26 protein-coding genes are annotated in these 26,545 nt (G+C 70.6%); 11 read left to right on the top strand and 15 right to left on the bottom strand.

Going from position 1 to position 26,545, the window contains the following annotated elements; genetic code table 11:
* Window positions 1-61: 61 nt before the first annotated feature.
* Window positions 62-1,531 carry an amino acid permease gene (locus tag VMR06_RS07305; protein WP_325374628.1) on the bottom strand — a complete coding sequence of 490 codons (1,470 nt, stop codon included), beginning with the start codon at window positions 1,529-1,531 and terminating at the stop codon, window positions 62-64.
* 267 nt (window positions 1,532-1,798) lie between these two features.
* Here VMR06_RS07305 and VMR06_RS07300 point away from each other — a divergent pair, with 267 nt between their 5' ends.
* A complete protein-coding gene (locus tag VMR06_RS07300) occupies window positions 1,799-2,356 on the top strand; it encodes an NUDIX hydrolase (RefSeq protein WP_414648082.1) in 558 nt (185 codons plus the stop codon).
* A gap of 40 nt (window positions 2,357-2,396) precedes the next feature.
* Here the strand turns inward: VMR06_RS07300 and yeiP are convergent, their stop codons facing one another.
* The 7 genes from yeiP to VMR06_RS07265 form a co-directional block, all read right to left on the bottom strand.
* On the bottom strand, window positions 2,397-2,960 hold the full coding sequence (gene yeiP, locus VMR06_RS07295; RefSeq protein WP_325374625.1) for an elongation factor P-like protein YeiP: 564 nt from the start codon (window positions 2,958-2,960) through the stop codon (window positions 2,397-2,399).
* A gap of 34 nt (window positions 2,961-2,994) precedes the next feature.
* On the bottom strand, window positions 2,995-3,765 hold the full coding sequence (locus VMR06_RS07290; protein ID WP_325374623.1) for an SDR family NAD(P)-dependent oxidoreductase: 771 nt from the start codon (window positions 3,763-3,765) through the stop codon (window positions 2,995-2,997).
* Window positions 3,766-3,845: 80 nt separating this feature from the next.
* Window positions 3,846-4,658: a cyanophycinase gene (locus tag VMR06_RS07285; protein WP_325374621.1), complete on the bottom strand. Its 813-nt coding sequence runs from the start codon at window positions 4,656-4,658 to the stop codon at window positions 3,846-3,848.
* A 29-nt stretch (window positions 4,659-4,687) separates the two neighbouring features.
* Window positions 4,688-5,635 carry a hydroxymethylglutaryl-CoA lyase gene (locus tag VMR06_RS07280; protein WP_325374619.1) on the bottom strand — a complete coding sequence of 316 codons (948 nt, stop codon included), beginning with the start codon at window positions 5,633-5,635 and terminating at the stop codon, window positions 4,688-4,690.
* 8 nt (window positions 5,636-5,643) lie between these two features.
* A complete protein-coding gene (locus VMR06_RS07275; RefSeq protein ID WP_325374617.1) occupies window positions 5,644-7,641 on the bottom strand; it encodes an acetyl/propionyl/methylcrotonyl-CoA carboxylase subunit alpha in 1,998 nt (665 codons plus the stop codon).
* 113 nt (window positions 7,642-7,754) lie between these two features.
* Window positions 7,755-8,144 (bottom strand): VOC family protein, encoded by a 390-nt coding sequence (locus VMR06_RS07270; protein ID WP_325374615.1) that lies wholly within the window; start codon window positions 8,142-8,144, stop codon window positions 7,755-7,757.
* A 3-nt stretch (window positions 8,145-8,147) separates the two neighbouring features.
* Window positions 8,148-8,942: an enoyl-CoA hydratase-related protein gene (locus VMR06_RS07265; RefSeq protein WP_325374613.1), complete on the bottom strand. Its 795-nt coding sequence runs from the start codon at window positions 8,940-8,942 to the stop codon at window positions 8,148-8,150.
* Between the two features lie 196 nt (window positions 8,943-9,138).
* Here VMR06_RS07265 and VMR06_RS07260 point away from each other — a divergent pair, with 196 nt between their 5' ends.
* The 4 genes from VMR06_RS07260 to VMR06_RS07245 are packed head-to-tail and all read left to right on the top strand — an operon-like array spanning window position 9,139 to window position 14,109.
* Window positions 9,139-10,416: an imelysin family protein gene (locus VMR06_RS07260; protein WP_325374611.1), complete on the top strand. Its 1,278-nt coding sequence runs from the start codon at window positions 9,139-9,141 to the stop codon at window positions 10,414-10,416.
* Window positions 10,417-10,419: 3 nt separating this feature from the next.
* Entirely contained in the window at window positions 10,420-11,937 is a 1,518-nt protein-coding gene (locus VMR06_RS07255; RefSeq protein WP_325374609.1) for a di-heme oxidoredictase family protein, read from the top strand.
* Entirely contained in the window at window positions 11,934-13,022 is a 1,089-nt protein-coding gene (locus VMR06_RS07250) for an imelysin family protein (protein WP_325374607.1), read from the top strand. The genes VMR06_RS07255 and VMR06_RS07250 overlap by 4 nt, the downstream gene beginning before the upstream one ends.
* Window positions 13,012-14,109, top strand: a complete 1,098-nt coding sequence (locus VMR06_RS07245) for a DUF1513 domain-containing protein (RefSeq protein WP_325374605.1) — start codon at window positions 13,012-13,014, stop codon at window positions 14,107-14,109. Before VMR06_RS07250 ends, VMR06_RS07245 begins: the two co-directional genes overlap by 11 nt.
* 7 nt (window positions 14,110-14,116) lie before the next feature.
* On the opposite strand, the gene VMR06_RS07240 is transcribed toward VMR06_RS07245, so the two are convergent.
* The 3 genes from VMR06_RS07240 to fusA all read right to left on the bottom strand — a co-directional run bounded on the left by VMR06_RS07240 (window position 14,117) and on the right by fusA (window position 17,559).
* Entirely contained in the window at window positions 14,117-14,503 is a 387-nt protein-coding gene (locus VMR06_RS07240) for a DUF3037 domain-containing protein (protein ID WP_325374603.1), read from the bottom strand.
* Entirely contained in the window at window positions 14,481-15,257 is a 777-nt protein-coding gene (locus tag VMR06_RS07235; protein WP_325374667.1) for a HipA family kinase, read from the bottom strand. Before VMR06_RS07235 ends, VMR06_RS07240 begins: the two co-directional genes overlap by 23 nt.
* A gap of 160 nt (window positions 15,258-15,417) precedes the next feature.
* The gene (gene fusA / locus VMR06_RS07230) at window positions 15,418-17,559 is read right to left on the bottom strand and encodes an elongation factor G (RefSeq protein ID WP_325374601.1); all 2,142 of its coding nucleotides are present in this window, start codon (window positions 17,557-17,559) and stop codon (window positions 15,418-15,420) included.
* A gap of 346 nt (window positions 17,560-17,905) precedes the next feature.
* On the opposite strand from fusA, the gene VMR06_RS07225 reads away from it, so the two are divergent.
* Window positions 17,906-18,499: a Maf family protein gene (locus tag VMR06_RS07225; protein WP_325374599.1), complete on the top strand. Its 594-nt coding sequence runs from the start codon at window positions 17,906-17,908 to the stop codon at window positions 18,497-18,499.
* Between the two features lie 105 nt (window positions 18,500-18,604).
* Complete coding sequence (locus VMR06_RS07220) at window positions 18,605-19,000, top strand: MAPEG family protein (protein ID WP_325374597.1); 396 nt, start codon at window positions 18,605-18,607, stop codon at window positions 18,998-19,000.
* A 13-nt stretch (window positions 19,001-19,013) separates the two neighbouring features.
* Here the strand turns inward: VMR06_RS07220 and VMR06_RS07215 are convergent, their stop codons facing one another.
* A complete protein-coding gene (locus VMR06_RS07215) occupies window positions 19,014-19,556 on the bottom strand; it encodes an NUDIX hydrolase (RefSeq protein WP_325374595.1) in 543 nt (180 codons plus the stop codon).
* Window positions 19,557-19,680: 124 nt separating this feature from the next.
* On the opposite strand from VMR06_RS07215, the gene VMR06_RS07210 reads away from it, so the two are divergent.
* The gene (locus tag VMR06_RS07210) at window positions 19,681-21,219 is read left to right on the top strand and encodes a hypothetical protein (RefSeq protein WP_325374591.1); all 1,539 of its coding nucleotides are present in this window, start codon (window positions 19,681-19,683) and stop codon (window positions 21,217-21,219) included.
* Between the two features lie 10 nt (window positions 21,220-21,229).
* Here VMR06_RS07210 and VMR06_RS07205 read toward each other — a convergent pair whose 3' ends face one another.
* Both VMR06_RS07205 and VMR06_RS07200 read right to left on the bottom strand, forming a co-directional pair.
* Window positions 21,230-22,153: a 5'-3' exonuclease gene (locus VMR06_RS07205; RefSeq protein ID WP_325374586.1), complete on the bottom strand. Its 924-nt coding sequence runs from the start codon at window positions 22,151-22,153 to the stop codon at window positions 21,230-21,232.
* 7 nt (window positions 22,154-22,160) lie between these two features.
* Window positions 22,161-22,727, bottom strand: a complete 567-nt coding sequence (locus VMR06_RS07200) for a nitroreductase (protein ID WP_325374583.1) — start codon at window positions 22,725-22,727, stop codon at window positions 22,161-22,163.
* A gap of 140 nt (window positions 22,728-22,867) precedes the next feature.
* On the opposite strand from VMR06_RS07200, the gene VMR06_RS07195 reads away from it, so the two are divergent.
* The 3 genes from VMR06_RS07195 (at window position 22,868) to VMR06_RS07185 (ending at window position 25,768) form a co-directional block, all read left to right on the top strand.
* A complete protein-coding gene (locus VMR06_RS07195) occupies window positions 22,868-24,001 on the top strand; it encodes a Re/Si-specific NAD(P)(+) transhydrogenase subunit alpha (RefSeq protein WP_325374579.1) in 1,134 nt (377 codons plus the stop codon).
* Window positions 23,998-24,291: an NAD(P) transhydrogenase subunit alpha gene (locus VMR06_RS07190; protein ID WP_325374575.1), complete on the top strand. Its 294-nt coding sequence runs from the start codon at window positions 23,998-24,000 to the stop codon at window positions 24,289-24,291. Before VMR06_RS07195 ends, VMR06_RS07190 begins: the two co-directional genes overlap by 4 nt.
* Before the next feature lie 64 nt (window positions 24,292-24,355).
* On the top strand, window positions 24,356-25,768 hold the full coding sequence (locus VMR06_RS07185; RefSeq protein ID WP_325374573.1) for an NAD(P)(+) transhydrogenase (Re/Si-specific) subunit beta: 1,413 nt from the start codon (window positions 24,356-24,358) through the stop codon (window positions 25,766-25,768).
* Window positions 25,769-25,961: 193 nt separating this feature from the next.
* Here the strand turns inward: VMR06_RS07185 and VMR06_RS07180 are convergent, their stop codons facing one another.
* A complete protein-coding gene (locus VMR06_RS07180) occupies window positions 25,962-26,513 on the bottom strand; it encodes a hypothetical protein (RefSeq protein WP_325374570.1) in 552 nt (183 codons plus the stop codon).
* Window positions 26,514-26,545 lie beyond the last annotated feature (32 nt).

The raw sequence follows: 26,545 nt of genomic DNA, 5'->3' as shown, positions 1-26,545 counted from the left end.
TGCGCTGGCAGGTGATGGCCGATCGAAGAAGCCGGCCCTGGGGCCGGCTTCTTCGGAATCGTCAGGCGCCGTTGCGCAGCTTGCTGCGGCGGTAGCCGTAGCCGAAGTAGATCAGGAAGCCGATGATGGTCCAGCCGACCATCAGCGGCCAGTGCTCGCGGAACGGCTGCCAGAACAGGTACAGGCAGGCGACCACGCCGAGCGGGCAGACCACGATCGCGGCCGGCACGCGGAACGGACGCGGCAGTGCGGGCTGCGTCCGGCGCAGCACCAGCACGCCGGCCGACACCGTCGCGAACGCGAGCAGGGTGCCCATCGAGACCAGTTCGCCGAGCAGGCCGATCGGGAAGAAGCCGGCCAGCAGGCAGGCGAAGAAGCCGACGATGATCGTGCCGACGTACGGCGTCTGGTGCTTGGGATGCACGCGCTTGAAGATCGCCGGCAGCAGGCCGTCCTGCGCCATCGAATAGAAGATGCGCGGCTGGCCCATCAGCATGACCAGGATCACCGAGCTCAGGCCCGCGATCGCGCCGATCTCGACGACGTGCTTGAGCCACAGCAGCGACGGGTAGGCCTCCAGCGCGGTCGCGACCGGCTTGGGCGTGCCCAGCTGCGCGTACGGCAGCATGCCGGTCAGCACGGCCGAGACGATGATGTAGATGATCGTGCAGATGAACAGCGAGCCGAGGATGCCGATCGGCATGTCGCGCTGCGGATTCTTCGCTTCGCCGGCGGCCGTGGAGACCGCGTCGAAGCCGATGTACGCGAAGAACACCACCGCCGCGCCGCGGACGATGCCGTCGAAGCCGTATTTGCCGGGGCCCTGGTTCTCCGGAATGAACGGCACCCAGTTGTCGGGGTTGACGTACTGCACGCTGAAGGCGACGAACAACAGGATTACCGCGACCTTGATCGCGACGATGATCGAGTTGACGAAGGCCGACTGCGTGATGCCGACGTAGCACAGCCAGCTGATCGCCGCGACGATCGCGACCGCCGGCAGGTTGAACAGGCCGCCGGTGTAGACGATCGAGCCGTCGACGACGTTGAGCGGCGCGGTCGAGAGCGAGGCCGGCAGGCCGATGCCGATGCTGGTCAGCAGGCTGTTGAAGTAGCCCGACCAGCCGACCGCGACGGTCGAGGCCGCGAACAGGTATTCGAGCACGAGGTTCCAGCCGATGAACCAGGCCACGAATTCGCCGAGCGTCGCATACGCGTAGGAGTAGGCGCTGCCCGAGACCGGCAGCATCGAGGCGAACTCGGCGTAGCACAGGCCGGCCAGCGCGCAGGCGACGCCGGCCAGCACGAAGCTCAGCACGATCGCCGGGCCCGAGTGCTCGGCGGCGGCATGACCGGTCAGCACGAAGATGCCGGCGCCGATCACCGCGCCGATGCCGAGCATCGTCAGCTGGCGCGCGGTCAGGGTGCGCTTGAGGGTCACCTCGCCCTGCAAGCTGCCCTCGACCGGCTCGCCGGCATCGACGTGCGGCGATGCCTGGATCGGCTTGGTGATGAATAAGCCTTTGGACATGAAGCTCTCCCCTTCGAGAACGCGAGATGGGCCGGCGACGAGGCGAGCGAAACGGTCCGCGGCCGGCAGCGGCGCTGCAACCTTGCCAAAGCGCACTGCCGAGCACAAGGCCGGGTGCAGCGCGTCCGCGTGCGTTTCGCCGTGCGAGACCCGGCGGACGATCGGCGCGGCCGCACGGCGGCGGGCGAGGATCGCGGCGCGGGACGCGCGCGCCGCGTCCGCACGCGTACCGGTCCGCCCGCATGCGATCATGGCGGCCCGTTCCGGATGACCTCATCGCCCGTGTCGACCGATCTCCTGCTCGCGGCGCTCGCTGCCCATGCCGAGGCCGGCGGCGAGCCGGCGCTGGTCGCCGCGTTCGCGGATTTCGCGCGCGCCCATGCCGACGGCTTCGAGCGATCGTGCCGGCCCGGGCATTTCACCGGCTCGGCCTGGCTGGTCAGCGCCGACGGCCGGCGCGTGCTGCTGACCCACCACCGCAAGCTCGGACGCTGGCTGCAGCTCGGCGGGCACGCCGACGGCGATCCCGATCTGGCCGCGGTCGCGCTGCGCGAGGCGGAGGAGGAATCGGGCCTGTCGGGCCTGACGGTCGAGGCGCCGATCTTCGATCTGGACCGCCACTGGATTCCCGCGCGCGGCGACGAGCCGGGCCATTGGCACTACGACGTGCGCTACATCGTGCGTGCGACCGCATCGGAGGATTTCGCGGTCGGTCCCGAATCGCTGGCGCTGGCCTGGCGCGAGATCGCCATGCTCGCCGCCGACCGCGACGCGGATGCCTCGCTCGGCCGCATGGCCGCGCGCTGGCTGGCACGAACCGGCTGAAGCGCTGCGCCGCGCGGGCGGTGCAGCGATCGCGGCCGCCTCAGGCGCGGCCGGAGAACTCGCCGGTGGTCGTGTTGACGTAGATCTTCTCGCCGGTCGTGATGTATTCGGGCACCTGCACCTCGATCCCGGTCGACAGCGTGGCCGGCTTGGCGCGCTTGGTCGCGCTGGCGCCCTTGAGCTCCGGCGCGGTTTCGGCGACCTCGAGCACGACGGTCTGCGGCAGCTGCAGCGCGACCGGCGCGTCGTCGATCAACTGCACGAAGCAGCCTTCGATGCCATCGACGATGTAGCCGGCCGCGTCGCCCACGGTCGCCGCATCGAGCGTGTACTGGGTGTAGTCCTCGCTGTCCATGAAGACGAACGCGTCGCCGTCCTTGTACGAATAGCTGACCGCGCGCCGCGTCAGCTCGGTTTCCTTGAGCTCGTCGTCGGCGCGCAGCGAGATGTCGAGCTTCTGTGCGCCCGGCACGCTGTACATGACGAAGCGATAGGTCACGTTGCCGCCGCGCCCCTGCGGCGCGCTGCGCTCGATGTCGCGGACCTGCCAGACCCGGCCTTCGTGCTCGACGACGTTGCCGCGCTTGATTTCGTGGGCTCTCATGGGGAACTCGCGGAAAGGAGAGGGGAAACGGATGTCACTTCGGCGCCAGGCGAACCGCGCCGTCGAGCCGGATCGTCTCGCCGTTGAGATAGCGGTTGCCGACGATGTAGGCGACCAGATCGGCATACTCCTCGGGCCGGCCCAGGCGCGACGGGAACGGAATCGACGCGCTCAGCGAGGCCTGTACGGCCTCGGGCATGCCGTCGACCATCGGCGTCCAGAAGATGCCCGGCGCCACCGTGACCACGCGGATGCCGAAGCGTGCCAGCTCCCGCGCCATCGGCAGCGTCATGCCGACCACGCCGCCCTTGGACGCCGAATAGGCGGCCTGGCCGATCTGGCCGTCGTAGGCCGCGACCGAGGCGGTATTGACGATCACGCCGCGCTCGCCGTCCTCGCCGGCGCCGTTGTGCTGCATCGCGTCGGCGCAGGCCTTGGCGACGTTGAACGAGCCGACCAGGTTGACCAGCACCGTGGTCCGGAACTGCGCGAGCGGCATCGGCGCTTCCTTGCCGAGCACGCGGCCGGCACCGAGGATGCCGGCACAGTTGACCGCGACGTTGAGGCCGCCGAGGAACGACTGCGCGGCGGCGACGCTGGCCGACACGGCCGCCTCGTCGGTGACGTCAGTGCGGAAATAGGCGGCGCGCTCGCGGCCGAGCGCAGCCAGCGCGCTCTCGGCCTTGGCGTCGTCGACGTCGAACAGGGCGACCTTGGCGCCGCGCGCGAGGAGATGCTGCGCCGTGGCCAGGCCCAGTCCCGATACGCCGCCGGTGATGACGGCCTTGACCTGATCGAGCTGCATGGAAGTCTCCGGTATCGTGCCGCGGTCGGCGCGGGGCGCGCATTGTAGCGGCGCGGTCCGCGCCGCGCAGCCCGCGGCGCTCAGGTCACCGCGCGGCGGAAATCCAGGTCGTAGCGGGTGCCGGCGGTCAGCGCGTGCAGGCGCAGGTTGGTGATGCGGATCGGCGCGCCGTCGCTGACCGCGGCGGCGTTCGATTCGTCCATCTCGGCCGGGTCGAGCACGGTGATGCCGCCGCTGCCGACGACGTCGAGCACGTTGTCGGGGCCGATCACCGCGGCCGTGCCGGCGTCGATGCCGAGGCCGAGCGCGAACGGATTCAGCGACAGCGCGGTCAGCAGGCGGCCGAGCCGGTCGCCGGCCGAGCCGCCCGGATCGACGACGACGCGGTTGGTCAGGCCGAGGCCCGGCGCCAGCGAGGCGGCACCCTGGCGCGGCGTCGCGCCCTCGGCACCGTGCGCAAGCATGTGCTCGGACAGGATCGCCGCGGCTGCGCCGATCGCGCCGATCGCCACGCCGTCGGCGCTGCGCCGGCGCAGCGTGCGCGCCAGCTGCGTGCCGCCGATCAGCGTGGTCAGCCGCAGCGGCGCGTGCGGTGCGATCACGATCAGGTCGACGTGGTCGATCGCGTCGAGCAGGGTCGGCTGGGCGGCGTCGGCGCGCACGCGCAGCGTGTGCACGCGCACTTCGCCGGCACCGGCGGCGAGCAGGGCCGGCTCGAGCCAGTAGTCGTCGTCGAGCGCCGCCTCCGGCGCGGTCAGCACCGCCACCCGGGGATGGACGCCGACGAACGACATCAGGCGCATCAGCAGCGCCGCCGAACGGTCGTCGGCGGCGACGTCGCCGCAGGCGATGATCAGGCCGCGCGTGCGGTCCGGAGCGATATGGGCGGGCATCGGCGGGCGCGCAGCGGAAGGGTCGCCGATTATACGGCCGGCTCGCCGCGTCCGCTGGCGCGCGCGACCTTGCTCGAGGTCTCGCGCTGCAGCTGGCGCGACAGCCACAGCCCGGTGTCGATCAGCCGGTCCAGGTCGACGCCGGTGCCGAGCCCGAGGCCCTCGAGCATGTAGACCACGTCCTCGCTGGCGACGTTGCCGGTGGCGCCGCGCGCATACGGACAGCCGCCGGTGCCCGACACCGCGCTGTCGACGACGCGCACGCCTTCCTCGAGGCAGGCCAGGATGTTGGCCAGCGCCTGGCCGCGCGTGTCGTGGAAATGCACCGCGAGCGCCGCGATCGGCACCTCGGCCGCGACCGCGCGCAGCATCGCGCGCGCCTTGGCCGGCGTGCCGATGCCGATCGTGTCGCCGAGCGAGATCTCGTAGCAGCCGAGCGCGTACAGGCGCCGCGCGACGCGGACCACGTCGGCGACCGGCACCTCGCCCTGGTACGGGCAGCCGAGCACGGTCGACACGTAGCCGCGGACCGCGATGCCGTCGGCGGCCGCGCGCTCGAGTACCGGCACGAAGCGCAGGATCGATTCTTCGATCGTCGCATTGATGTTGCGCTGGTTGAACGCCTCGGACGCCGCCGTGAACACGGCGACTTCCTCGGCGCCGGCGGCGCGCGCGCGCGCATAGCCGGTCTCGTTCGGGACCAGGACCGGATAGCGGATGCCGGGACGGCGCGCGATGCCGGCGAATACCTCGGCCGCGTCGGCCAGCTGCGGAATCCATTTCGGACTGACGAAGCTGGTCGCTTCGATCGACTCGAGCCCGGTCGCCGACAGCCGGTCGATCAGCTCGATCTTGGCCGCTGCCGGGATGATCGTCTTCTCGTTCTGCAGGCCGTCGCGCGGGCCGACCTCGACGATGCGGACGTGGTCGCCGCCCTCGTCGCGCCGGTCGGAACGGATTGGATCGGAACTGCTCATCGCGCGCCTCACTCGAACCGGACCAGGATCGCGTCGGCCTCGACGAAGTCGCCGGCCGACGCCTGCACGGCCGATATCGTGCCGTCACACGGCGCGCGCAAGGTCAGCTCCATCTTCATCGCCTCCATCACCAGCAGTTCGTCGCCCTCGGCGACCTCGGCACCGGCGGCGGCCTTCACCGCGACGATCCGGCCCGGCATCGGCGCGAGCACGCGGTCGGCGCCGGCGCCGGCGTCGACCGTATAGGCGAACGCCGGTGCCGGCTCGAACGAGACGCGGCGCTCGCCGTCGTGCACCGACAGCCGCTGCGCGGCGTCGAGGATGCGGTGGCGCCGCGCGACGCCGTCATAGCGCGCGCTGAGGACGCCGTCGGCAAGCAGGGCCCCGGCTACCTCCACGGTCGTGTCGCCGGCCTCGATGCGGTAGCAGCCGTTCGCGCCGTGCGCGGCCAGCTCGTGGCGGCGGCCGCCGTGCAGCAGCGCGACGATGCGCTTGCCCGGATGGCCGAGGCGCCAGCCGTCGGCCCGGCGCCACGGCGAATGCGGATCCTGCGCGGCGCCGAGGCCGGCGGCGGCCTGTTCCTCCTCGAGCAGGCGCGCGACAGCGGCCGCGAGCAGGGTCGGCTCGTCCGCCGCCGCCGAGCCGTCGACGAACGCCTCGAGGTGGCGGTCGAGGTAGCCGGTGTCGATGCTGCCGTCGATCACGGCCGGATGGCGGACCAGGCGCTCGAGGAAGGCCACGTTCGACTTGGGCCCGGCGATGTCGACCTCGGCGAGCGCCTCGCGCATGCGCTGCAGCGCGGCTGCCCGGTCCACGTCCCAGACGATCAGCTTGGCGATCATCGGGTCGTAGAAGATCGTCACGGTATCGCCCTGGACGACGCCCGAATCGATACGCACATGGGCCGACGGCGCCGGCAGCCGCAGCCGTTCGAGCGTGCCGGAGCCCGGCAGGAAGCCCTGCTCGGGATCCTCGGCGTAGAGCCGCAGCTCGATCGCGTGGCCATGCGGCACGATCGGCTGTTCGCCGCTCAGGGCGGCCGGCAGGGGCTCGCCGGCGGCGACGCGCAGCTGCAGCTCGACCAGGTCCAGCCCGGTGACCAGCTCGGTGACCGGATGCTCGACCTGCAGGCGCGTGTTGATCTCCATGAAGTAGAAGTCGCCGTCCTGGCCGACGATGAATTCCACGGTGCCGGCGTTGACGTAGTCGAGCGCGCGCCCCGCCGCGACCGCGGCCTCGCCCATGCGTGCGCGCAGGGCGGGCGAGACGAACGGCGAGGGCGTTTCCTCGAGCACCTTCTGGTAGCGGCGCTGCGCCGAGCATTCGCGCTCGTTGAGATGCACGATCCGGCCGTGACGGTCGCCGAAGATCTGGAACTCGATGTGGCGCGGCCGCTCGACGTAGCGCTCGAGCAGGACGCGGTCGCGGCCGAACGCATTGGCCGCCTCGCGTTGGCACGAGGCGAGATTGGCCGCGAACTCGCCGGCGTCGCGCACGATGCGCATGCCCTTGCCGCCGCCGCCGTAGGCGGCCTTGATCATCAGCGGGAAGCCGATGCGCTCGGCCTCGCGCGCAAGATGCGCCGGATCCTGCCGTTCGCCGGTGTAGCCGGGCACCACCGGCACGCCGTGCGCGCTCATCAGCTCCTTGGCGCCGGCCTTGGAGCCCATCTTGCGCATCGACGCGCCCGGCGGACCGACGAAGCGGATGCCGGCGGCCTCGACCGCGTCGGCGAAGTCGGCGTTCTCGGACAGGAAGCCGTAGCCGGGGTGGATCGCCTGCGCACCGGCGCGCCGCGCGACCTCGATGATCGCATCGCCGCGCAGGTAGGAGTCGGCCGGCCGCGGTCCGCCGATCGGATAGGCCGCATCGGCCTGGCGCACGTGCTGCGCGCCGACGTCGGCATCGGAATAGACCGCGATCGTGCGGATCCCCAGGTGCCGGCAGGTGCGGATGATCCGGCAGGCGATCTCGCCGCGGTTGGCTATCAGAAGCGTGTCGAACATGGGCGCTGCATCCTTCATTCGGCCGCGTGGCGGACGGCCTCGACGAGGTGGCCGTCGGGACCGGTCACGAGAGCGGCAGGGGCATCGGCGGGGTGGCGCGTCATCGCGACCGCTCAGGCGGCCGGCGCATGGCAGACCACTTCGACGTTGTGGCCGTCCGGGTCCAGTACGAACGCGCCGTAGTAATCCGGATGGTAGTGCGGACGCAGGCCCGGCGCGCCGTTGTCGGTGCCGCCGGCGGCCAGTGCGGCGCGATGGAACGCATCGACGCCGGCGCGGTCGCTCGACGCGAACGCGACGTGGACGTGGCCGATCCTGGCGTCGCCGTCGCCGATCCAGAAGGTCGGCTTGCCGGCATGGCCGAAGCCGGCATGGTTGCCGGCACCGGTTTCGGCCGCGCCGACCTGCATGACCAGGCCGATGCCGAGCGGCGCCAGTGCGCGCTGGTAGAACGCGAGGCTGCGCGCGAAATCCGAAACCGAACATCCGACGTGGTCGAGCATCGTTCACTCCCGTCCGGCCCAGGCCGGCGCACGTTTGTCGAGGAAGGCGGTCAGGCCCTCCTGGCCTTCGGCCGAGACGCGCAGGCGCGCGATCAGGGCGGCGTTGTCGCGGTCGAGCGCCTCGGCGCCTTCGCGCGTGATGCCGGCGGCGCGCAGGGCCAGGCGCTTGGCCTCGTTCTGCGCGACCGGTCCGCATTTGCCGAACATGTGCAGCAGGCGTTCGACCGCCTCGTCGAGCGCGTCGGCCGGTACGCAGTCGTGCAGCAGACCGATGCGGCGCGCCTCGGCGGCGTCGAAGACCTCGGCTCCGACGAAATAGCGCCGCGCCTGGCGCACGCCGATCGCCGCGCAGACGTACGGCGAGATCACCGCCGGCACCAGGCCGAGCTTGGCCTCGGACAGCGAGAACTTCGCCGAATCGACGCCGACCGCGACGTCGCAGCACGCGACCAGGCCGACGCCGCCGCCGTAGGCCGAGCCGTTGACGCGCGCGATCGTCGGTTTCGACAGGAAGTTCAGCGTGCGCATCAGGCGCGCCAGGCGCAGCGAGTCCTCGCGGTTGTCCGCTTCGCCGGCCGCGGCCATGCCGCGCATCCAGTTGAGGTCCGCGCCGGCGGAGAACGTGCTGCCGCTGCCGGTGACGACGACGGCGCGCACCGCGCGGTCGGCATCGACCTGGTCCAGCGCCTCGGTCAGTTCGGCGATCAGCGCCGCGTCGAAGGCGTTGTGCACGCCGGGCCGGTCCAGGATCAGATGGGCCGTGGATCCGCGTCGTTCGATCTGCACCGCTGTCGGCATGGGCGTCGGGGTCGGTCGGTAAACCGCCATGATAGCGGGCCGCTGCGCCCCGGGGCGCGCGCCGCGCATCGGTCTGCGGCGTCGCCGGGCCATGTCTGTGAGAATGCCTATCGTTTACACTCGTCGATCCGATGTTCGCGCGTGCCGCCGCTGCGCGCAGTCGCCCGCATTCCTGGAGATGAGCACGATGCGAACGATGAGTCGCTTCCCGTGGCTGTGCCTGGCTATCGTCGCCGGCACGCTGTCCGCCGCCGAGCCGGCGCCGCCGAAGACCGGATCGAACGCTCCGACGGCCGAGGCCGTCGTCACGCAATACGCCGCGATCGCGCTGGCCGGCTACGAGGACGCGCTGGCCGGCGCGCGTGCGCTCGGCCGCTCGATCGATGCCCTGGCCGCCGGGCCGACGCCGCGCACGCTGGCCGCCGCGCGCCAGGCCTGGATCGACGCCCGCGTGCCGTACATGCAGACCGAGGTGCTGCGCTTCGGCAACCCGGTCGTCGACGCCTGGGAGGGGCGCGTCAATGCCTGGCCGCTCGACGAGGGATTGATCGACTATGTCGACGCGTCCTACGGCAGCGAGTCGGACGCCAACGCCTGGTACGCGGCCAACCTTATCGCGCAGACGCGCCCGCGCATCGGCGGCCGCGAGATCGACGCGACGACGATCACGCCGAAGCTGCTGTCGGAGACCCTGCACGAGATCGGCGGCATCGAGGCCAATGTCGCGACCGGCTACCACGCGATCGAGTTCCTGCTGTGGGGGCAGGACCTCAACGGCACCGGCCCGGGAGCCGGCCAGCGGCCGGCCACCGATTTCGACCTCGAGCGCTGTACCGGCGGCCACTGCCAGCGCCGCGTCGATTATCTGAGGGCGGCCGTGGCGCTGCTGATCGCCGATCTCGAAGAGGCGGTCGTCGACTGGAAACCCGGCGGCGCGGCGCGGGCGCATGCGCAGCAGGCGGGGCTCGCCTCGATGCTGACCGGCATGGGCAGCCTGTCCTACGGCGAACTCGCCGGCGAGCGCATGAAGCTCGGCCTGATCCTGCACGATCCGGAGGAGGAGCACGACTGCTTCTCCGACAATACGCACAACTCGCACTTCTACAACCAGATCGGCATCCGCAACGTCTACCTCGGCCGCTACCGGCGTCCCGGCGGCGCGGCCGTCGAGGGGCCGTCGCTGTCCGATCTGGTCAAGGCCGGGGATCCGGCGCTGGACCGCGAGATGCGCAGCCGGCTCGATGCCACCGTCGAGGCGATGACCGTGCTGAAGCGGCGCGCCGAACGCGGCGAGCGTTACGACCAGATGATCGGCGAGGGCAATCGCGACGGCCATGCCGTGGTGCAGGCCGCGATCGACCGCCTGATCGAGCAGACGCGGTCGATCGAGCGCGTCGTCGCCGCGCTCGGCATCGGCCGGATCGAGATCGAAGGCTCCGACAGTCTCGACCAGCCGGCGGCCGTGTTCGAGTAGGCCATGCGGTCACGGCGCTGGCGCTACCTATGCTGGGCGGTTCCGGGGTGGGCGGCGATCGTCGCGGCCGCCGCGAGCGGGCCGCGCCGTCCGGATCTGGATGCCGCCGATCGCGCGCGCGTCGAGGCGATCGTTCGGCCGGCCGCCGACTTCGCCGCGGTCGAACCGTTCGAGACGCTGCCGGCCGGTGCCGCGACCGTGCGCGGCAAGCCGCTGACGCGTGACGTGTTCTCGTTTCCGTCGGCGAATCTGGACTTCGCGGCCCGCCAGCGCTTCGCGATCGGCAACGGCCTGTTCCGCAAGGACTGGGTGTCGGCACCGGCGTCGACACAGGCCTCGGACGGTCTGGGGCCGCTGTTCAACGCGCGCGCGTGCCAGGGCTGCCACCTCAAGGACGGCCGCGGCGTCGTGCCGGCCGACGGCGAGCCGGCGGTCTCGCTGTTCCTGCGCCTGTCGGTACCGCCGCGCAGCAGCGAGGAACGCCGCTTGCTCGCCGAGCGGCGCGTTGCGGTGATCGCGGAGCCGACCTACGGCACGCAGCTGCAGAACTTCGCGGTGCCGGGTCTGGCCGCCGAAGGCCAGCTGCGCATCGACTGGGAGGCGGTGCCGATCGCGCTGGCCGGCGGCGAGACCGTCACGCTGCGCCGGCCGGCCTATCGCATCACCGATCTGGGCTACGGGCCGATGCGCGAAGACGTGATGGTCTCGCCGCGGATCGCGCCGCCGATGATCGGGCTGGGGCTGATCGAGGCCATCGACGAGGGCGACATCCTCGCCCGGGCCGGACGCCGCGACGATCCCGACGGCATCGTCGGCAAGCCGAGCCGGATGCGCGATCCGGAGAACGGACGCATCGTGCTCGGCCGCTTCGGCTGGAAAGGCGGCCAGCCCGACGTACGCCATCAGGCCGCGCATGCGTTCTCCGGCGACATGGGCCTGTCGAGTCCGCCGGCAGCGGACCACTGGGGCGACTGCACCGCCCGGCAGGCCGCCTGCCGTGTGCTGCCGCACGGTGCGCAGCCGGCATTCGGTCCGCACGAGGTGTCCGGCGAGCTGCTCGATTTCGTCGCGTTCTATTCGACCCATCTGGCGGTACCGGAACGTCGCGACGCCGACGTGCCGCGGGTGCTGGCCGGCAAACGCCTGTTCTACGAGGCGCGCTGCGCGCAGTGCCACGTGCCCAAATACGTGACGCGCCGCGATGCGGCCGATCCGGCGCATCGGTTCCAGCTGATCTGGCCGTACAGCGATTTCCTGCTGCACGACATGGGCGAGGGACTGGCCGATGGCCGCCCTGAGGGCGACGCCGGTCCGCGCGATTGGCGCACGCCGCCGCTGTGGGGCGTCGGTCTGGCGACGACGGTCGAGCCGCGCGCGACGTTTCTGCACGATGGCCGCGCGCGCAGCGTGCTCGAGGCCATACTCTGGCACGGCGGCGAGGCACAGGCGGCGCGCGATCGCGTCGTCGCGATGACGCCGGCTCAGCGCGCCGATCTGATCCGTTTCGTGGAGTCGCTATGAACGTCGCGCGCGTCTTCGTCCTGCTGTGGGCGGCCGTCGCGGCGATCGCGCCGGCGCGTGCGCAGCCGCTGCCGGCCGATCTGGGCGAGCGCTGGATCACCGGCTACATCAGGCCGGCCAGCGCCGCCCTGGTCGCCGCCGCTTCGAATGCCGGACGGGCGGTCGACGCCTACTGCGCCGCGCCGGCCGACGCGTCCCTGCGGGACGATCTGCGCACGCAGATCCATGCGCTTGCCGGTGCCTGGGGACGGGTCGCGTTCCTGCGCTTCGGCCCGCTGGTCGAGGCGAACCGGTTCGAGCGGCTGTTCTTCTTTCCGGACCCGCGCGGCCTGGTCGTCAAGCAGACCGCCGCGGCGATCGCGACGGCCGGTGCGCAGCCGCTCGACATCGACGCGCTGCGTGCGCGCAGCGTCGCGGTGCAGGGGCTGGGCGCACTCGAATACGCCTTGTTCGACGGCGAAGCCGGCGCGACGATCGCCCGCGGCGAGGCCGATGGACGCGCGCGCTGCGCCTACGCCCGCGGCGTCGCGGCAGCGCTGCAGCGCACGGCCGAGGAGCTGGCGCAGGGCTGGCAGGCGACCAGCGCGTTCGCGCGCGAGTTCGGCCGGCCGGGCAAGGACAATCGCCTGTATCGCACGTCCGCCGAGGTCGCGGCCGAGGCGATCAAGGCGAGCTCGGGCGGCATCCGCTTCGTCCGCGACATCCAGCTGCTGCCGGCGCTCGGGGCCGATGCGGCGTCGGCGCGCGGGCAGCGCCTGCCGCTGTGGCGCAGCGGCGCCAGCGCGGCCCTGCTCGCCGGCACGATCGAGGGTCTGCGCGATTTCGTCGCGGCCGGCCGCCTGACGCCGGCGCTCGCGCCGGAGCAGCGCTGGGTGCCGGCCGCGTTCGCCGACGAGGCCTCGCGGATCGCCGCGCAGTGGCGTTCGCTATCGTCTCCGCTCGACCATGCCATCGCCGACTCGGCGCTGCGTGGTCCGATCGAGCTCAGCGTGCTGCAGCTGAAGAACCTGCAGGACATCAACGATGCGTATCTGGCGCCGGCGCTCGGCGTCTCGATCGGCTTCAACGCCTTCGATGGCGATTGACCGGCGCGCGTTCCTCGGATGGGCGGCCGCCGCGGCCGCCTCGCCGCTGCTCGCGGCGGCGCCGGCCACGGCGCCGGAGCGGTTCGTCGCGGCACGCCGCCGCGACGGCCGCCATGAGGTCGCGATCATCGATGCGGCCGGCCGCGATCTCGCCGCGTACGCGCTGCCGGAGCGCGGACACAGCTTCGCGATCGACGCACGGCGCGGACGCCTCGTCGCGTTCGGCCGCCAGCCCGGCTACTTCGCGCTCGCCTTCGATCGCGACGGTGCCGGCGTGCGCCTGCCGCTGCCCGAGGGCCGCCACTACTTCGGGCACGGTGCGTTCTCGGCCGACGGCGCGGTGCTGTACGCGACCGAGAACGACTACGAGGCCGGGCGCGCGGTGCTCGGCGTCTACGACGCCAGTCCGGGCGGCCGCTGGCGCAGGATCGGCGAGTTCGACTGTGCCGGCATCGGCGCGCACGAGGTCGTGCTGCTGCCGGACCGGCGCACGCTGTGCGTCGCCAACGGCGGCATCCTGACCCATCCCGATTACGGCAAGCGCGAGCTCAACCTCGACTCGATGGCGCCGTCGCTGGCCTATCTCGACGCTCGAGACGGTCGCGTGATCGAGTCGGTCGCGCTCGATCCGGCCCTGCACCGGCTGTCGATTCGGCATCTGGCGCTCGACGCCGCCGGCGCGGTCTGGTTCGGCTGCCAGTACCTGGGTGCGGCGCTCGATCGGCCGCCGCTGGTCGGGCGGCACCGCCGCGGCGAGGCGCCGCGGCTGTTCGCGGTGCCCGATCCGGTCCTGGGCGGACTGCGCAACTACATCGGCTCGGTCGCGGCCGATGCGGCCGGTTCGGTGATCGCGACCTCCAGTCCGATCGGTGGCCGGGTCGCCTACTGGGACGCGGCCAGCGGCCGCTGTCTGGGCACCAATGCGATCGCCGACGGCTGCGGCGTGGCCGGCGCCGGAGCGGGCCGCTTCCTCGTCAGCGACGGGCACGGCGCGATCACCGAGGCCGGCCCGAGCCGGCCGCTACGCGCATTGCGCGAGACCACGGCCGCACTCGAATGGGACAACCATCTGCGCCGCCTCGGCTGACGCCGTCTCAGCGACGCACCATCGTGCGGACCAGGTGATCGAGCGCCTGCGCGGGCAGGGCGCAGTAGCCGGTGTGCACCGCCGAGGTCTGGATCATCGCGCTGCGCGGCGCGACCAGCCAGTGGAAGCGTTCGCGCTGGCCGAGACGGCCGATCGGCCCGGCATCGGCGGTGCCGGCGCAGACCCGCGCGATGCCGTCGAGGTGCGCCCGCAGCACGTCCAGATCCGCGTCCGGATCGAGCGCGCGCACGCGCGCCTCGTCGAGCTCGATCCGCGCCTCGAGGAACTTCAGCGCCGGGCACGAGACGATCACGCCGACGTTGACGAACTCCTCGCGCTCGGGCCGCGGCACGACCCGCACGACGACGTAGTCATACAAGTGCCGATCGCGCACGAATCGCTTCCTCCACGAACGCATGCGGCGGCTGCAGCCGCGCCAGCAGATAGTCGACGTAGGCCTGCCGGTGCGCGGCGGCGCTCGCGAACGGCGTGTCGCCGCAGAGCCACGACTCGGGAATCTGCGCGGCCAGGCCGGCGATGAACTCGGGCGTGATCGGCGCGCTCATCGACGCGTCGACTGCGGCCAGCGCGGACGCGAACGGCAGCAGCACGTGGTCGCGGATCGCCGTGAACGGCAGGCGCGCGCGCGCCTGCGGATCGTCCCAGGCATGGTGGAAGTACAGCGCCGCGCCGTGATCGATCAGCCATAGCCGGCGATGCCAGACCAGCAGATTGGTGTTGCGCGCGGTGCGGTCGACGTTGGTCACGTACGCGTCGAACCAGACCACGCGCGAGGCCAGGTCGGCATCGGGCTGCCACGCGGCCGGGTCGAACGTGGCCGCGCCGGGCAGGTAGTCGAGCGCGAGATTGAGGCCGCTGCTGGCGCGGATCAGATCCTGGATCTCCGGATCGGGTTCGGTCCGCGCGAGTTCCGGATCGAGCTCGACCAGGACCAGCTCGGGCACCGGCAGGCCGCAGGCCCGCGCGATCTCGCCGGCGAGCAGCTCGGCGATCAGCGCCTTCGGGCCCTGGCCGGCACCGCGGAACTTCAGTACGTACAAGCCCTGATCGTCGGCCTCGACGATCGCCGGCAGCGAGCCGCCTTCGCGCAGCGGGGTGACGTAGCGCGTCGCGGTGACGGTGCGCAGCGTCATGGCCGCGATGCCCGGGGGCCGGGCAGGGCGGTCGATCTTCTCCAGGCGCGTCTCATGCGGATGCCGATGCCGAAAACGAGAACGGCGCCGATCGTACCAACGATCGGCGCCGCTCCGGTATCGACGGCAGGCCGGACGGCATGCCGCCAGGGGCTTACTTGGCTTCCTTCTCCATGAGCTTGTCGACCAGGTGCGAGGGCACTTCCTCGTAGTGGTCGAACGTCATCGAGAACGTGCCGCGGCCGCTGGTGGCCGAGCGCAGGAAGTTGATGTAGCCGAACATCTCCGCGAGCGGCACGAAGCCCTTCACGAAGGCCTGCGGGCCGCGCTGGCCCTGCTCGGCGATCGAGCCGCGGCGACGGTTGATGTCGCCGATGACGTCGCCGAGGTAGTCGGCCTCGGTCACCACTTCCAGGCTCATGACCGGCTCGAGCAGCTTCGGACGCGACATCTTCTGCGCTTCGCGGAAGCAGGCGCGGCCGGCGATCTCGAACGCCAGCGCCGAGGAGTCGACGTCGTGGAACTTGCCGTCGACCAGGCGGGCCTTGAAGTCGACGACCTCGTAGCCGGCGATCTGGCCTTCGCGCGACTCGACCTCGATCGCGTGCTCGACGGCCGGGATGTACTCGCGCGGCACGCGGCCGCCGACGATCTCGTCCGCGAACACCACGCCCGAACCCGGCTCGCCCGGCTCGAAGATCATCTTGACCTCGGCGAACTGGCCCGAACCGCCGGACTGCTTCTTGTGCGTGTAGGTGTGCTCGACGCGGCCGCCGAACGCCTCGCGGAAGCTGACCTTGGGCTTGCCCATGTTCGCCTCGACGCCGAGCTCGGTGCGCATGCGGTCGATCGTGATTTCCAGGTGCAGCTCGCCCATGCCCTTGAGCACGGTCTGTCCGGTTTCCTTGTCGACCTCGAGCTTCAGCGACGGGTCGGCCTTGACCATCTTGTAGAGCGCGGTCGACATCTTGTCGACGTCGTTGCGCGACTTCGGCTCGACCGAGACGCTGATCACCGGATCCGGGAAGCGCATGCGCTCGAGCAGTACCGGCGAGCCCGGATCGGTCAGCGTGTCGCCGGTCTCGGTCTCCTTCAGCGAGACGAACGCGCAGATGTCGCCGGCGCGCACCTCGTCGATTTCCTTGGTCGCGTTGGCCTGCACCTCGACGATGCGGCCGATGCGCTCCTTCTTGTCGCGCGTCACGTTGAGCAGGGTGTCGCCCTTCTTGATCACGCCCGAGTAGATGCGCGTGAAGGTCAACGTGCCGAACTGGTCGTTGATGACCTTGAACGCCAGCGCGCGCGCCGGTGCATCGTCGGTCACTTCCTGGACGCCGACGATGTTGCCGTCTTCGTCGACCATCGAGATGCCGCCGTTCTCGCCCGGGTACGGCATGTAGTCGATCACGCCGTCGAGCAGGTGCTGCACGCCCTTGTTGCGGTACGAGGAGCCGCAGAACACCGGCACCAGCTTGCCGGCGACGCAGCCCTTGCGGATGCAGGTCTTGAGGGTCTCGAGGCTCGGCGTCTCGCCGGTCGACAGGTAGGCTTCCATCGCCTCGTCGTCCATCTCCACGGCGGCCTCGATGCTGGCCTCGCGCAGCGCGGCGAGGTTGGCGACCCATTCCTTGTCGGCGGTCGTCGTGAACTTCTGCACCTTCGGGTGGGCGGCGATCTGGTCGAGCGGGATCGTCTCCCACTTGCTGTCCTTGTCGTCGCCGAGCCAGACGTAGCCGACGTTGGCGATCAGGTCGGCGATGCCGATGAAGTCGTCGTGGCTGCCGAGCGGGACTTCGCAGATCACCGCATTGGCGCCGAGGCGGTTGCGGATGCCGTCGACGGCGTTCTTGAAGTTCGCGCCGATGCGGTCCATTTTGTTGATGTAGCACATGCGCGGCACGTTGTACTGGTCGGCCAGGCGCCAGTTGGTCTCGGTCTGCGGCTCCACGCCGGCCACGCCGTCGAACACGACGACCGCGCCGTCGAGCACGCGCAGCGAGCGGTTGACCTCGATCGTGAAGTCCACGTGCCCGGGCGTGTCGATGACGTTGATCTGGTGACCCTTCCACTCCGCGGAGACGGCAGCCGACTGGATCGTGATGCCGCGCTTGCGCTCCTGCTCCATGTAGTCGGTCGTGGTCGAGCCCTTGCCGTCCTTGGTATCGTGCACGTCCACGATCTGGTGCTTCTTGCCCGTGTAATACAGGATGCGCTCGGTCGTGGTCGTCTTGCCCGCGTCGATGTGGGCGATGATCCCGATGTTGCGGTAGAGCTTGAGCTCTTTCTGCCTGGCCATGCTGTGGTTCCTGAACCTTAAGAAATGAGTTCTCGCCGGAACGGGCCCGGCGATGCGCCGAGCCCGCTTCGGTCATGAGGTTTTCGACTTCGGTCGGGGCGCGTTGTCGTCGCCGTCGACGGCTGGCTCTCGACGTCATCGCGGAGCCGGCCCGTGCCCGTCCGGCCGCCGGGGTCCGCCGCGGCGGAAGATCGGGACGATCGGGAACAGGCGCGGGATTCTACACGACCGGCGCGTCCGGCGGGCAGTTCGGCCGACGCTACCCCGGCCGACGGCTTCCGGCGTCGCGCCGGGGCGTGGCATGCTCGCCGCTTCGTCCGTTCCGGCCAGGCGCCGAGGCTGCCGCATGCTGTTCCTCGCTTCCCGTTCGCCGCGCCGCAGCGAGCTGCTGCGCCAGCTCGGCCTGCGCTTCGAGGTGCTCGAGGTGTCGATCGAGGAGATCCGCCGCGCCGGCGAGCCGGCCGAGGACTACGTCAGCCGGGTCGCGCGCGAGAAGGCCGGTGCCGGCCTGCTGCAGGTCGGCGCGGTGGCCGGCGCCGTGGTGCTCGGTGCCGATACCGAGGTCGTGCTCGACGGCGAGGTGTTCGGCAAGCCGGTCGACGCCGCCGACGCAGCCGGCATGCTGCGGCGCCTGTCGGGCCGTACGCACCGCGTCGTGTCGGACCTGTGGTGTCTGACCGCGGCCGGCGAGACGCACCGCTCGTGCCGGTCCGAGGTCAGCTTCCGGACGCTGACGCAGACCGACATCGCGGCCTACGTCGCCACCGGCGAGCCGTTCGGCAAGGCCGGCGGCTACGCGATCCAGGGGCGCGCGGCCGCGTTCGTGCGCCACCTGGCCGGCAGCTATTCCGGCGTGATGGGGCTGCCGCTGTTCGAGACCGCCGACCTGCTGCGGGAGGCCGGCTGCTGGCCGCTCGACGGCGAGGCGGCGGCCCGGTAACGTGACGGCCTGCGCCGGCCCGCCGGCGCAGGGCCCGGCGGTTCGAGGCCGTCGTGCCGCGACCGCGGCCGGACCCGGCCTACGACGTTCCACCAGGGGAGTTCCATGCGCATCACCAGTCTTTACGCGGCGCTCGGCGCGCTGCTGCTGATCGTGCTGTCGGTCCGCGTGATACTGCAGCGTCGCCGTGCGCGCGTCGGCATCCACGACGGCGGCGACCACGTGCTGGCCAAGCGCATCCGCGCCCACGCCAACGCGACCGAATACCTGCCGATCGGCCTGCTGCTCGTGCTGCTGCTCGAGGCCAATCAGACCCAGGCCTGGCTGCTGCACGTGGTCGGCGCCTGCCTGATCGCCGGCCGGATCCTGCACGCCTGGGGGTTGTCACGCACCTCGGCGGTCAGCGTCGGCCGTGCCGCCGGCATCGTACTGACGCTGCTGTCGATCCTGCTCGCGGCGGTGCTGCTGCTCTGGCAGTACCTGGTATTCGGCCCGCGCTGAGGCGAGGGCGCGCTCAGCCCGGACCGAACAGGGTCTCGCCGTGCTCGAGCAGGTACAGGCCCGCGAACATCTTCGGGTCGATCGAGTAGCCGGCGCGGATCTTCTCGACCAGCCAGGCCGCCGCCTCGCGGCGCGGTACCTCGTGGACGAGAATGTCTTCGGTCTCGTCGCCGCCGCCGCAGGCGGTGCGCGTGAGGTCGTAGGCGCGCACGAAGGCCAGGATCTCGTTGCTCATGCCCGATGAGGTCGGGCCCGCCATCAGGAACGTGATGCGCCGGGCCGCGTAGCCGGTCTCCTCGAGCAGCTCGCGGTCGGCCGCCTCGACCGCATTCTCGCCGGCGTTGTCGGCGACGTCACCGACCAGGCCGGCCGGCATCTCGATCGTCATCGCCTGCAGCGCGGGGCGGTACTGCTCGACGAACAGCAGCCGGTCCTCGGGCGTCACCGCGATGATCATGACTCCGCCACCCGGGTTCGTGCGCTCGGCGTACTCCCAGCGTCCCCGCCGCATCAGGCGCAGCCATTTGCCGTCGTAGAGGGTTTCGGTATCGCTCATGGGGTCGTTGTAGAATGGGGATTGCCTATTCTAAGGGCGCGTCGTCCTGCGCCGCGCATTCCATCGAAACTTTCCGGCGTGCCGCGCGGTCTCGTGCCGGCCCCCGAAGGAACCCAATCGCCTCATGAAGATCAAGTTCTTGCTGCTGTGCCTCGTCCTGGCCGTTCCCGTTCCGGCAGTGCTGGCCCAGCCGGCGCCCGCGCCCAAGCCGGCCGGACAGAAGGACCTGGACATGGCCACGCTGACCGAAGCGCAGATCAAGCAGGTCGAAGTGCCGGCCGTGCTCGGCCGGCTCGCCGGGTTCTACCAGGAAAAGGAAGACATGCGCCGCCTGACCTGGACGCTGGAGCGGCTGAGCCAGCTGCGCCCGAGTTCGGGCGAGGTCAAGCTGGCGCTGGCGGCCGCCTACGCCAACCTCGACGACAAGAGCCGTGCCTACGACGTGCTGCTGAAGATGCAGCAGCAGGGCTTCGGCTACAACCTGACCGACGACCCACGCTTCAAGAAGGTCTCCGACACGCGCGTATGGACCTATGCGGTGGAGAACCTGCGCGCCAATCTCAAGCCGTTCGGCGAGGGCAAGGTCGCCTTCACGCTGCCGCAGGGCGACTACCTGTTCGAATCGATCGGCTGGGATCCCAAGCGCAAGCGGTTCCTGGTCGGCAGCGTGCGCGAGGGCAAGGTCTATCTCGCCGACGACAAGGGCAAGCTGACCGAGTTCATCGCGCCGAGCGCGCAGAACGGCCTGTGGGGCGTGCACGGACTGGCCGTCGACGCCGAGCGTGACGCGCTGTACGTCGCCAGCACCGCGTCGGTGTACTACAAGGGCTTCAAGGCCGAGGACAACGGCCGCGCCGGGATCTTCAAGTTCAAGCTCTCGACCGGTGCGTTCGTCGAGAAGTACCTGCTGCCCGAGGCCGGTGCGCCGCATACGCTCTCGTCGGTCGTGGTCAGCCGCAAGGGCCAGGTCTTCGCCACCGACGGCGTCAAGAATCTGCTGTTCCGTCTGGACGGCAAGACGCTCAAGCCGCTGCTCGACGGTTCACGGTTGACCAGCCTGCGCGGCGTGACCGTCAGCGACGACGGCAAGCTGCTCTACTACGCCGATTTCACGCATGGCATCGCCGGCCTCGATCTGACCACCGGCAAGGGTTTCGGGCTGGCGTTCGACCCCTCGCTGCTGGTGCTGAGCGGCATCGAGGGCCTGTACTGGTATGACGGCACGCTGATCGCGATCGAGCCGGGCATGTCGCCCAAGCGCGTACTGCGACTGCACCTCACGCCCGACGGCAAGGGCGTCACCAAGGTGATGCCGATCGACGCCGCCAAGCCGGAGTTCGATTTCCCGACCGTCGGCGTGATCGCCGACGATGCGCTGTATTTCATCGCCGACAGCCGGCGCACGCACTATGACGCCTACGGCGTGCCCAAGGATCCGGCTGCATCGGCGCCGTTGCAGATCTATCGCAGCGATGCGCGATTCGCCTGGGACCAGAAGGGCATCGCCGTCAGCGGCAGCGTGCGGGAGCTCGCGCCGATGGCGCCGGGCGAACGTTCGCTGGACGCCTCGGGCGTGAAGTTCAGCCCGCCCAAGACGGCGCCCGAGAAGAAGACCGAACAGAGCGAGCTGGAAAAGGCGCTCGACCAGAAGGGCGGCGACTGACCGCGGTCGCTCAGCCCGCTGCCGGGTCGATGCGGTCCGGCGGCGCGGCGGCGCCGAGCGCACGGATGCGCGTGCGCGTCATCGGACCCAGCCGCAGCCGATCGCAGATCGGTTCGATCTCGTCGAAGACCGGCCGCCGGTGCCGGTAGTCGTCGCTGTGCGCCGGCACCGGCGCATCCAGCGCGATGCCGGTGAGCTGGCGCGACAGGCGCGCCAGATCGGCGTGCTCGCGCAGCCGGCGCGCGACGGTCGCCGCGCCGCGCATGCGCAGGAAGGCCACTTCGTCGGCGCGCGCGAGCAAGGCCTCGAGCGTGCCGAAATGATGCAGCAGGCTCGCGGCGGTCTTCGCGCCGATGCCCGGCACGCCCGGGATGTTGTCGATCGCATCGCCGGTCAGCGCCAGGTAGTCGGCGACCTGGTCCGGCCGCACGCCCAGGCGCGTGCGCACGCCGGTTTCGTCCCAGCGCAGGTCGCGCGAGAAATCCCATTGGCTCGCGCGCAGCGAGATCAGCTGGCCGAAATCCTTGTCGGCCGACACGATCACGACATCCAGATCGTGCGCATGCAACCGTGCGGCCGCGCTGCCGATCAGGTCGTCCGCTTCGTACTGCGCGTCGGCCAGCACGGTCACGCCGAGCGCCTGCGCGACCTGCTTGCAATAGACGAACTGCCGCTCCAGTTCCGCCGGCGGCAATGCGCGATTGGCCTTGTAGGCCGGATAGAGGCTGTTGCGGAACGATCGCGTCAGCGACTCGTCGAACGCCGCTGCCAGATGCGAGGGGCGCACGCGCTCGAGCAAATCGAGCAGGAAGCGCGTGAAGCCGTGCACCGCGTTGAGCGGCTGGCCTTCGGCGTCGAGCGTGTCGGGCGGCAGTGCGTGCCAGGCCCGGAACACGTACAGGCTGGCGTCGATCAGATGGACCGCGGCGGTCACGGCCGCCTCAGCCGTTCCACTCGCCGAGCAGCTCGGCCAGGGCCGGCCGCGCGTGCTCAGCCGCCGGAATCCGCACGTTGCCGATGTGGACGAAGCCGACGATCTCCTCGTTGTCGCCCAGGCCGAGCAGGGCGGCGACCTCGCGCGAGTAGGCCGGCCATCCGGTCAGCCACTGCGCACCGTAGCCGAGCGCCTGGGCGCCGAGCAGCAGGTTGTAGGCGACGCAGCCGGCGGTCAGCCGCTGCTCGGCCTCGGGCACCTTGTGGCCGCGCGTCAGCCGCGCGACCACGGTGACGACCAGCGGCGCGCTGCCGAAGCGTTCGCGATCCTTGGCGAGCACGCCGGCCGCGATGCCGGGCTCGGTGCGTGCGTGGATCTGCGCGAGCTGCTCGCCGAGCCGGCACCCCTGCTCGCCGCGGATCAGCAGCAGGCGGAACGGGTTCAGCCGGCCGTGATCGGGGACGCGGATCGCGGCTGTCAGCAGGGCCTGCAACTGCGCCTCGTCGGGACCGGGACCGGTGAGCTGGCGCGACGGGACGGACAGGCGTTCGTTGATCGGGCGAAGATCGGACATGGACGGCTCGTGGCGAAGACGGAAAGCGGCCCAGTCTAGCAATTCGCCCGATCGCCGATCGACCGCCGTGCAGGCGCGCTGTCACATCGGCGGGCAGTTCGGCTAGGATGCCGATCTCTCGAACACCGCGGGGAGAGGACATGCCGGTTGCCGTTGTGGTACTGCGCGAAACCGCCGAGGGCGAGCGGCGCGTCGCCCTGACGCCGGACGTCGCCAAGAAGCTCAAGTCGCGCGGTGCCCAGATTCTGATCGAGTCCGGTGCCGGCGAATCGGCGTACTTCTCCGACGCCTCGCTCGGCGCATCCGAGGTGCTCTCGCGCAGCGAGGCGCTGGCGCGCGCCGACGTGCTGCTCGCCGTGCAGCCGCCGCGGATCGAGGACATCGCGGCGCTCAAAGCCGGCGCCGTCGTCATCGCGCAGCTGCAGCCGCACCGCGATCCGGCACGCGTCCAGGCGTTGCGCGACCGGCCGATCACCGCGTTCGCGATGGAGCTGCTGCCGCGCACGACGCGCGCCCAGGCGATGGACGTGCTGTCCTCGCAGGCCGCGGTCGCCGGCTACAAGGCGGTGCTGATCGCCGCCGAGGCCGCACCGAAATTCTTCCCGATGCTGACCACGGCGGCCGGCACGATCCGGCCGAGCAAGGTGCTGATCGTCGGTGCCGGCGTCGCCGGTCTGCAGGCGATCGCGACCGCGCGGCGTCTCGGTGCCCAGGTCGAGGGTTTCGACGTGCGTCCGGAGACCCGCGAGCAGATCGAGTCGCTCGGCGGCAAGTTCGTCGATCTGGGCGTCAGCGCGGCCGGCAGCGGCGGCTATGCGCGCGAGCTGACCGCCGAGGAGCGCGAGCGCCAGCAGCAGGCGCTCGCCGAACATCTCAAGGGTGTGGACGTGATCGTCACCACGGCGGCCGTGCCCGGGCGCCAGGCGCCGCGCATCATCAGCGCGGCGATGGTCGCCGGCATGAAGCCCGGCGCGGTGATCGTCGACATCGCCGCCGAGACCGGCGGCAACTGCGAATTGACCGAGGCGGGGCGCACCGTGGTGTCGCCGAACGGCGTCAGCGTGATCGGCACGGTCAACCTGCCGGCGTCGGCGCCGATCCATGCCAGCGAGATGTACGCGCGCAATCTCTACAACTTCCTGGAACTGTCGCTGGCCGACGGCACGCTCTCGCTCGACTGGGACGACGAACTGATCGCCAAGACCTGCCTCACCCGCGAAGGCCGGATTCAGCACGAACCGACCCGCCAGTTGGTCGAAGGAGTCACGCCATGATCGACGGTTTCCTCGCGCTGTACATCTTCATGCTGGCCGCGTTCACCGGAAAGGAGATCATCTCCCGCGTGCCGGTGATCCTGCATACGCCGCTGATGTCGGGGTCCAATTTCGTCCACGGTATCGTCCTGGTCGGCGCGATGATCGCGCTGGCGCACGCCGACACCCCGCTGGCGAAGTTCATCGGCTTCCTCGGCGTGGCGCTCGGCGCCGGCAACGCCGCCGGCGGCTACGTGGTGACCGAGCGCATGCTGGAGATGTTCAAGTCGAGCAAGGACAAGAACGACTGAACCGGCCCGCCGGACGGGGCGTTGAAGACGGCGCCGCGACGCGCGCACACCACGAGAGGGGTTCATGGATACACAAACGGCATGGGTCTGGCTCGCCAAGGCCTCTTACTTCCTGGCCGCGGTGATGTTCATCCTGGGCATCAAGCGCATGTCCTCGCCGGTGACGGCGCGCAAGGGCATCGTGCAGGCCGGCATCGGCATGGTCATCGCGACGCTGGCGACATTCGCGATCACCGGCGGGCACAACCTCTGGCTGATCGTCGGCGGCATCCTGGTCGGCGTGGTGCCAACCTGGATCTGGGGACGCCGCGTCGCGATGACCGACATGCCGCAGATGGTCGCGCTGTTCAACGGCATGGGCGGCGGTTCGGCCGCGGCGATCGGTGCTGGCGAGCTGCTCAAGTACGCCCAGCCCGGCGCGCCGGTGCTGCCGGCGGCCACGCTGACGCTGGCCGTGCTCGGCGCGCTGATCGGCTCGGTGTCGATGACCGGCTCGATCATCGCCTGGGCCAAGCTCGACGGACGCATGGACAAGCGCTTCACGTTCTCGGGCCAGCAGTTCGTCAACTTCGCCGTGCTGGCCGCCGCGGCGCTGGCCGGGCTCGCGCTGGTGCTGTGGCAGCTCGACAGCTCGCTCGTGGTCGTGTTCTTCGTGCTGGCGCTTGCCTTCGGCGTGCTGATGACGCTGCCGATCGGTGGTGCCGACATGCCGGTCGTGATCTCGCTGTACAACGCGCTGACCGGCCTGGCGGTCGCGTTCGAAGGCTATGTCATGCAGAACGAGGCGCTGATCATCGCCGGCACCGTGGTCGGCGCAGCCGGTACGTTCCTGACCCAGCTGATGGCCAAGGCGATGAACCGGCCGCTCAGCAACGTGCTGTTCTCGAACTTCGGCGGTGGCGGCGCCGGCGCCGGCGAGATCGCCGGCTCGCAGAAGCCGATCGAGGCCAGCGACGCGGCCTCGCTGCTGTACATGGCCGAGAAGGTCATCATCGTGCCCGGCTACGGCATGGCCGTCGCGCAGGCGCAGCACAAGATCTGGGAACTGTCGCAGCTGCTGATCAAGTCCGGCAAGGACGTCAGGTTCGCGATCCATCCGGTCGCCGGACGCATGCCGGGCCACATGAACGTGCTGCTCGCCGAGGCCGGCGTGCCCTACGATCTGATCGCCGACATGGACGACATCAATCCGGAGTTCAAGACCTGTGACGTGGCGATCGTCATCGGCGCCAACGATGTCGTCAATCCGGCCGCCAAGACCGACAAGTCCTCGCCGATCTTCGGCATGCCGATCCTCGACGTGGTCGATGCGCGCCAGGTCATCATCATCAAGCGCGGCAAGGGCACCGGTTTCGCCGGCATCGAGAACGCGCTGTTCTACGCCGACAACGCGCGCCTGCTCTACGCCGACGGCAAGGAAGCGGCGAACCGGCTGATCGGCGAACTCAAGGCGATCGAGGGCGGCGGTCACGGATGAGCGGTGCCGCGAGCGAGGCGGTGCGATCGCCCGGTCGCGATCGCGCGGTTCCCGCGCCATTGCGCGCCGGATCGCAGCGAGCCACGCATAGGGTGCGGCGGGCGGCCCGCAACTGGCCATTCCTTTCCGAAGCCGGAGCGGACCAGGTCCCTGGCTGATGCCGATCGCCGCGTGCGCCGGCCGTCCCAAGTCGTCAAAGACGCTTGCGCGACATGGATGCGGTGAGGATTCCCGCGACGGCAGCGGACCCGGCCATCAGCGCCGCGTCCCAGGCACCCACGCGCGTCTTGATGACGGCCAGCGCCATGTCCGGTCCGATCTTCGTCAACGCCATGCCCATCGGCAGCCCGAGCAGCGAGGCGATCTGTGCGGTCGCCAGCAGATACTGCGCGTAGAAGCAGGCGGCCAGGGTGCAGATCACGGCGAGGATCGCGCCGGTGGCGGTGCCCGCATAGTCGTGCGCGCGCAGCACCGCGGCCAGGATCAGGCCGATCGCGACCGCGAGCGCGCTGAGATCGCGTCCGGTATACAGCGTCAGCACGCACCAGATGGCGCCGGCCGCCAGCGCACACATCAAGGCAGTCGCGAGGCCGAGGGCGCGCGAAGCGGAGGCGCCGGGCCGGGCTGTGCTCACGGAAGACATGCAGGGCAGGGACGGGACATCGTGGGCGCTTAACCTCAGCAGGCGGATCGCCGATGATAGCGCAGGCTCCGGCGTGCTCCGTAGGGTGCCGTCGTGCGCCATGACGCCGGCGAATTGAGGCGGGCCGGGTACGT

The sequence above is a fragment of the Dokdonella sp. genome (genome assembly GCF_035511235.1).
Classification (GTDB): Bacteria; Pseudomonadota; Gammaproteobacteria; order Xanthomonadales; family Rhodanobacteraceae; genus Dokdonella.
This window is presented reverse-complemented; position numbering and strand designations above follow the sequence as displayed.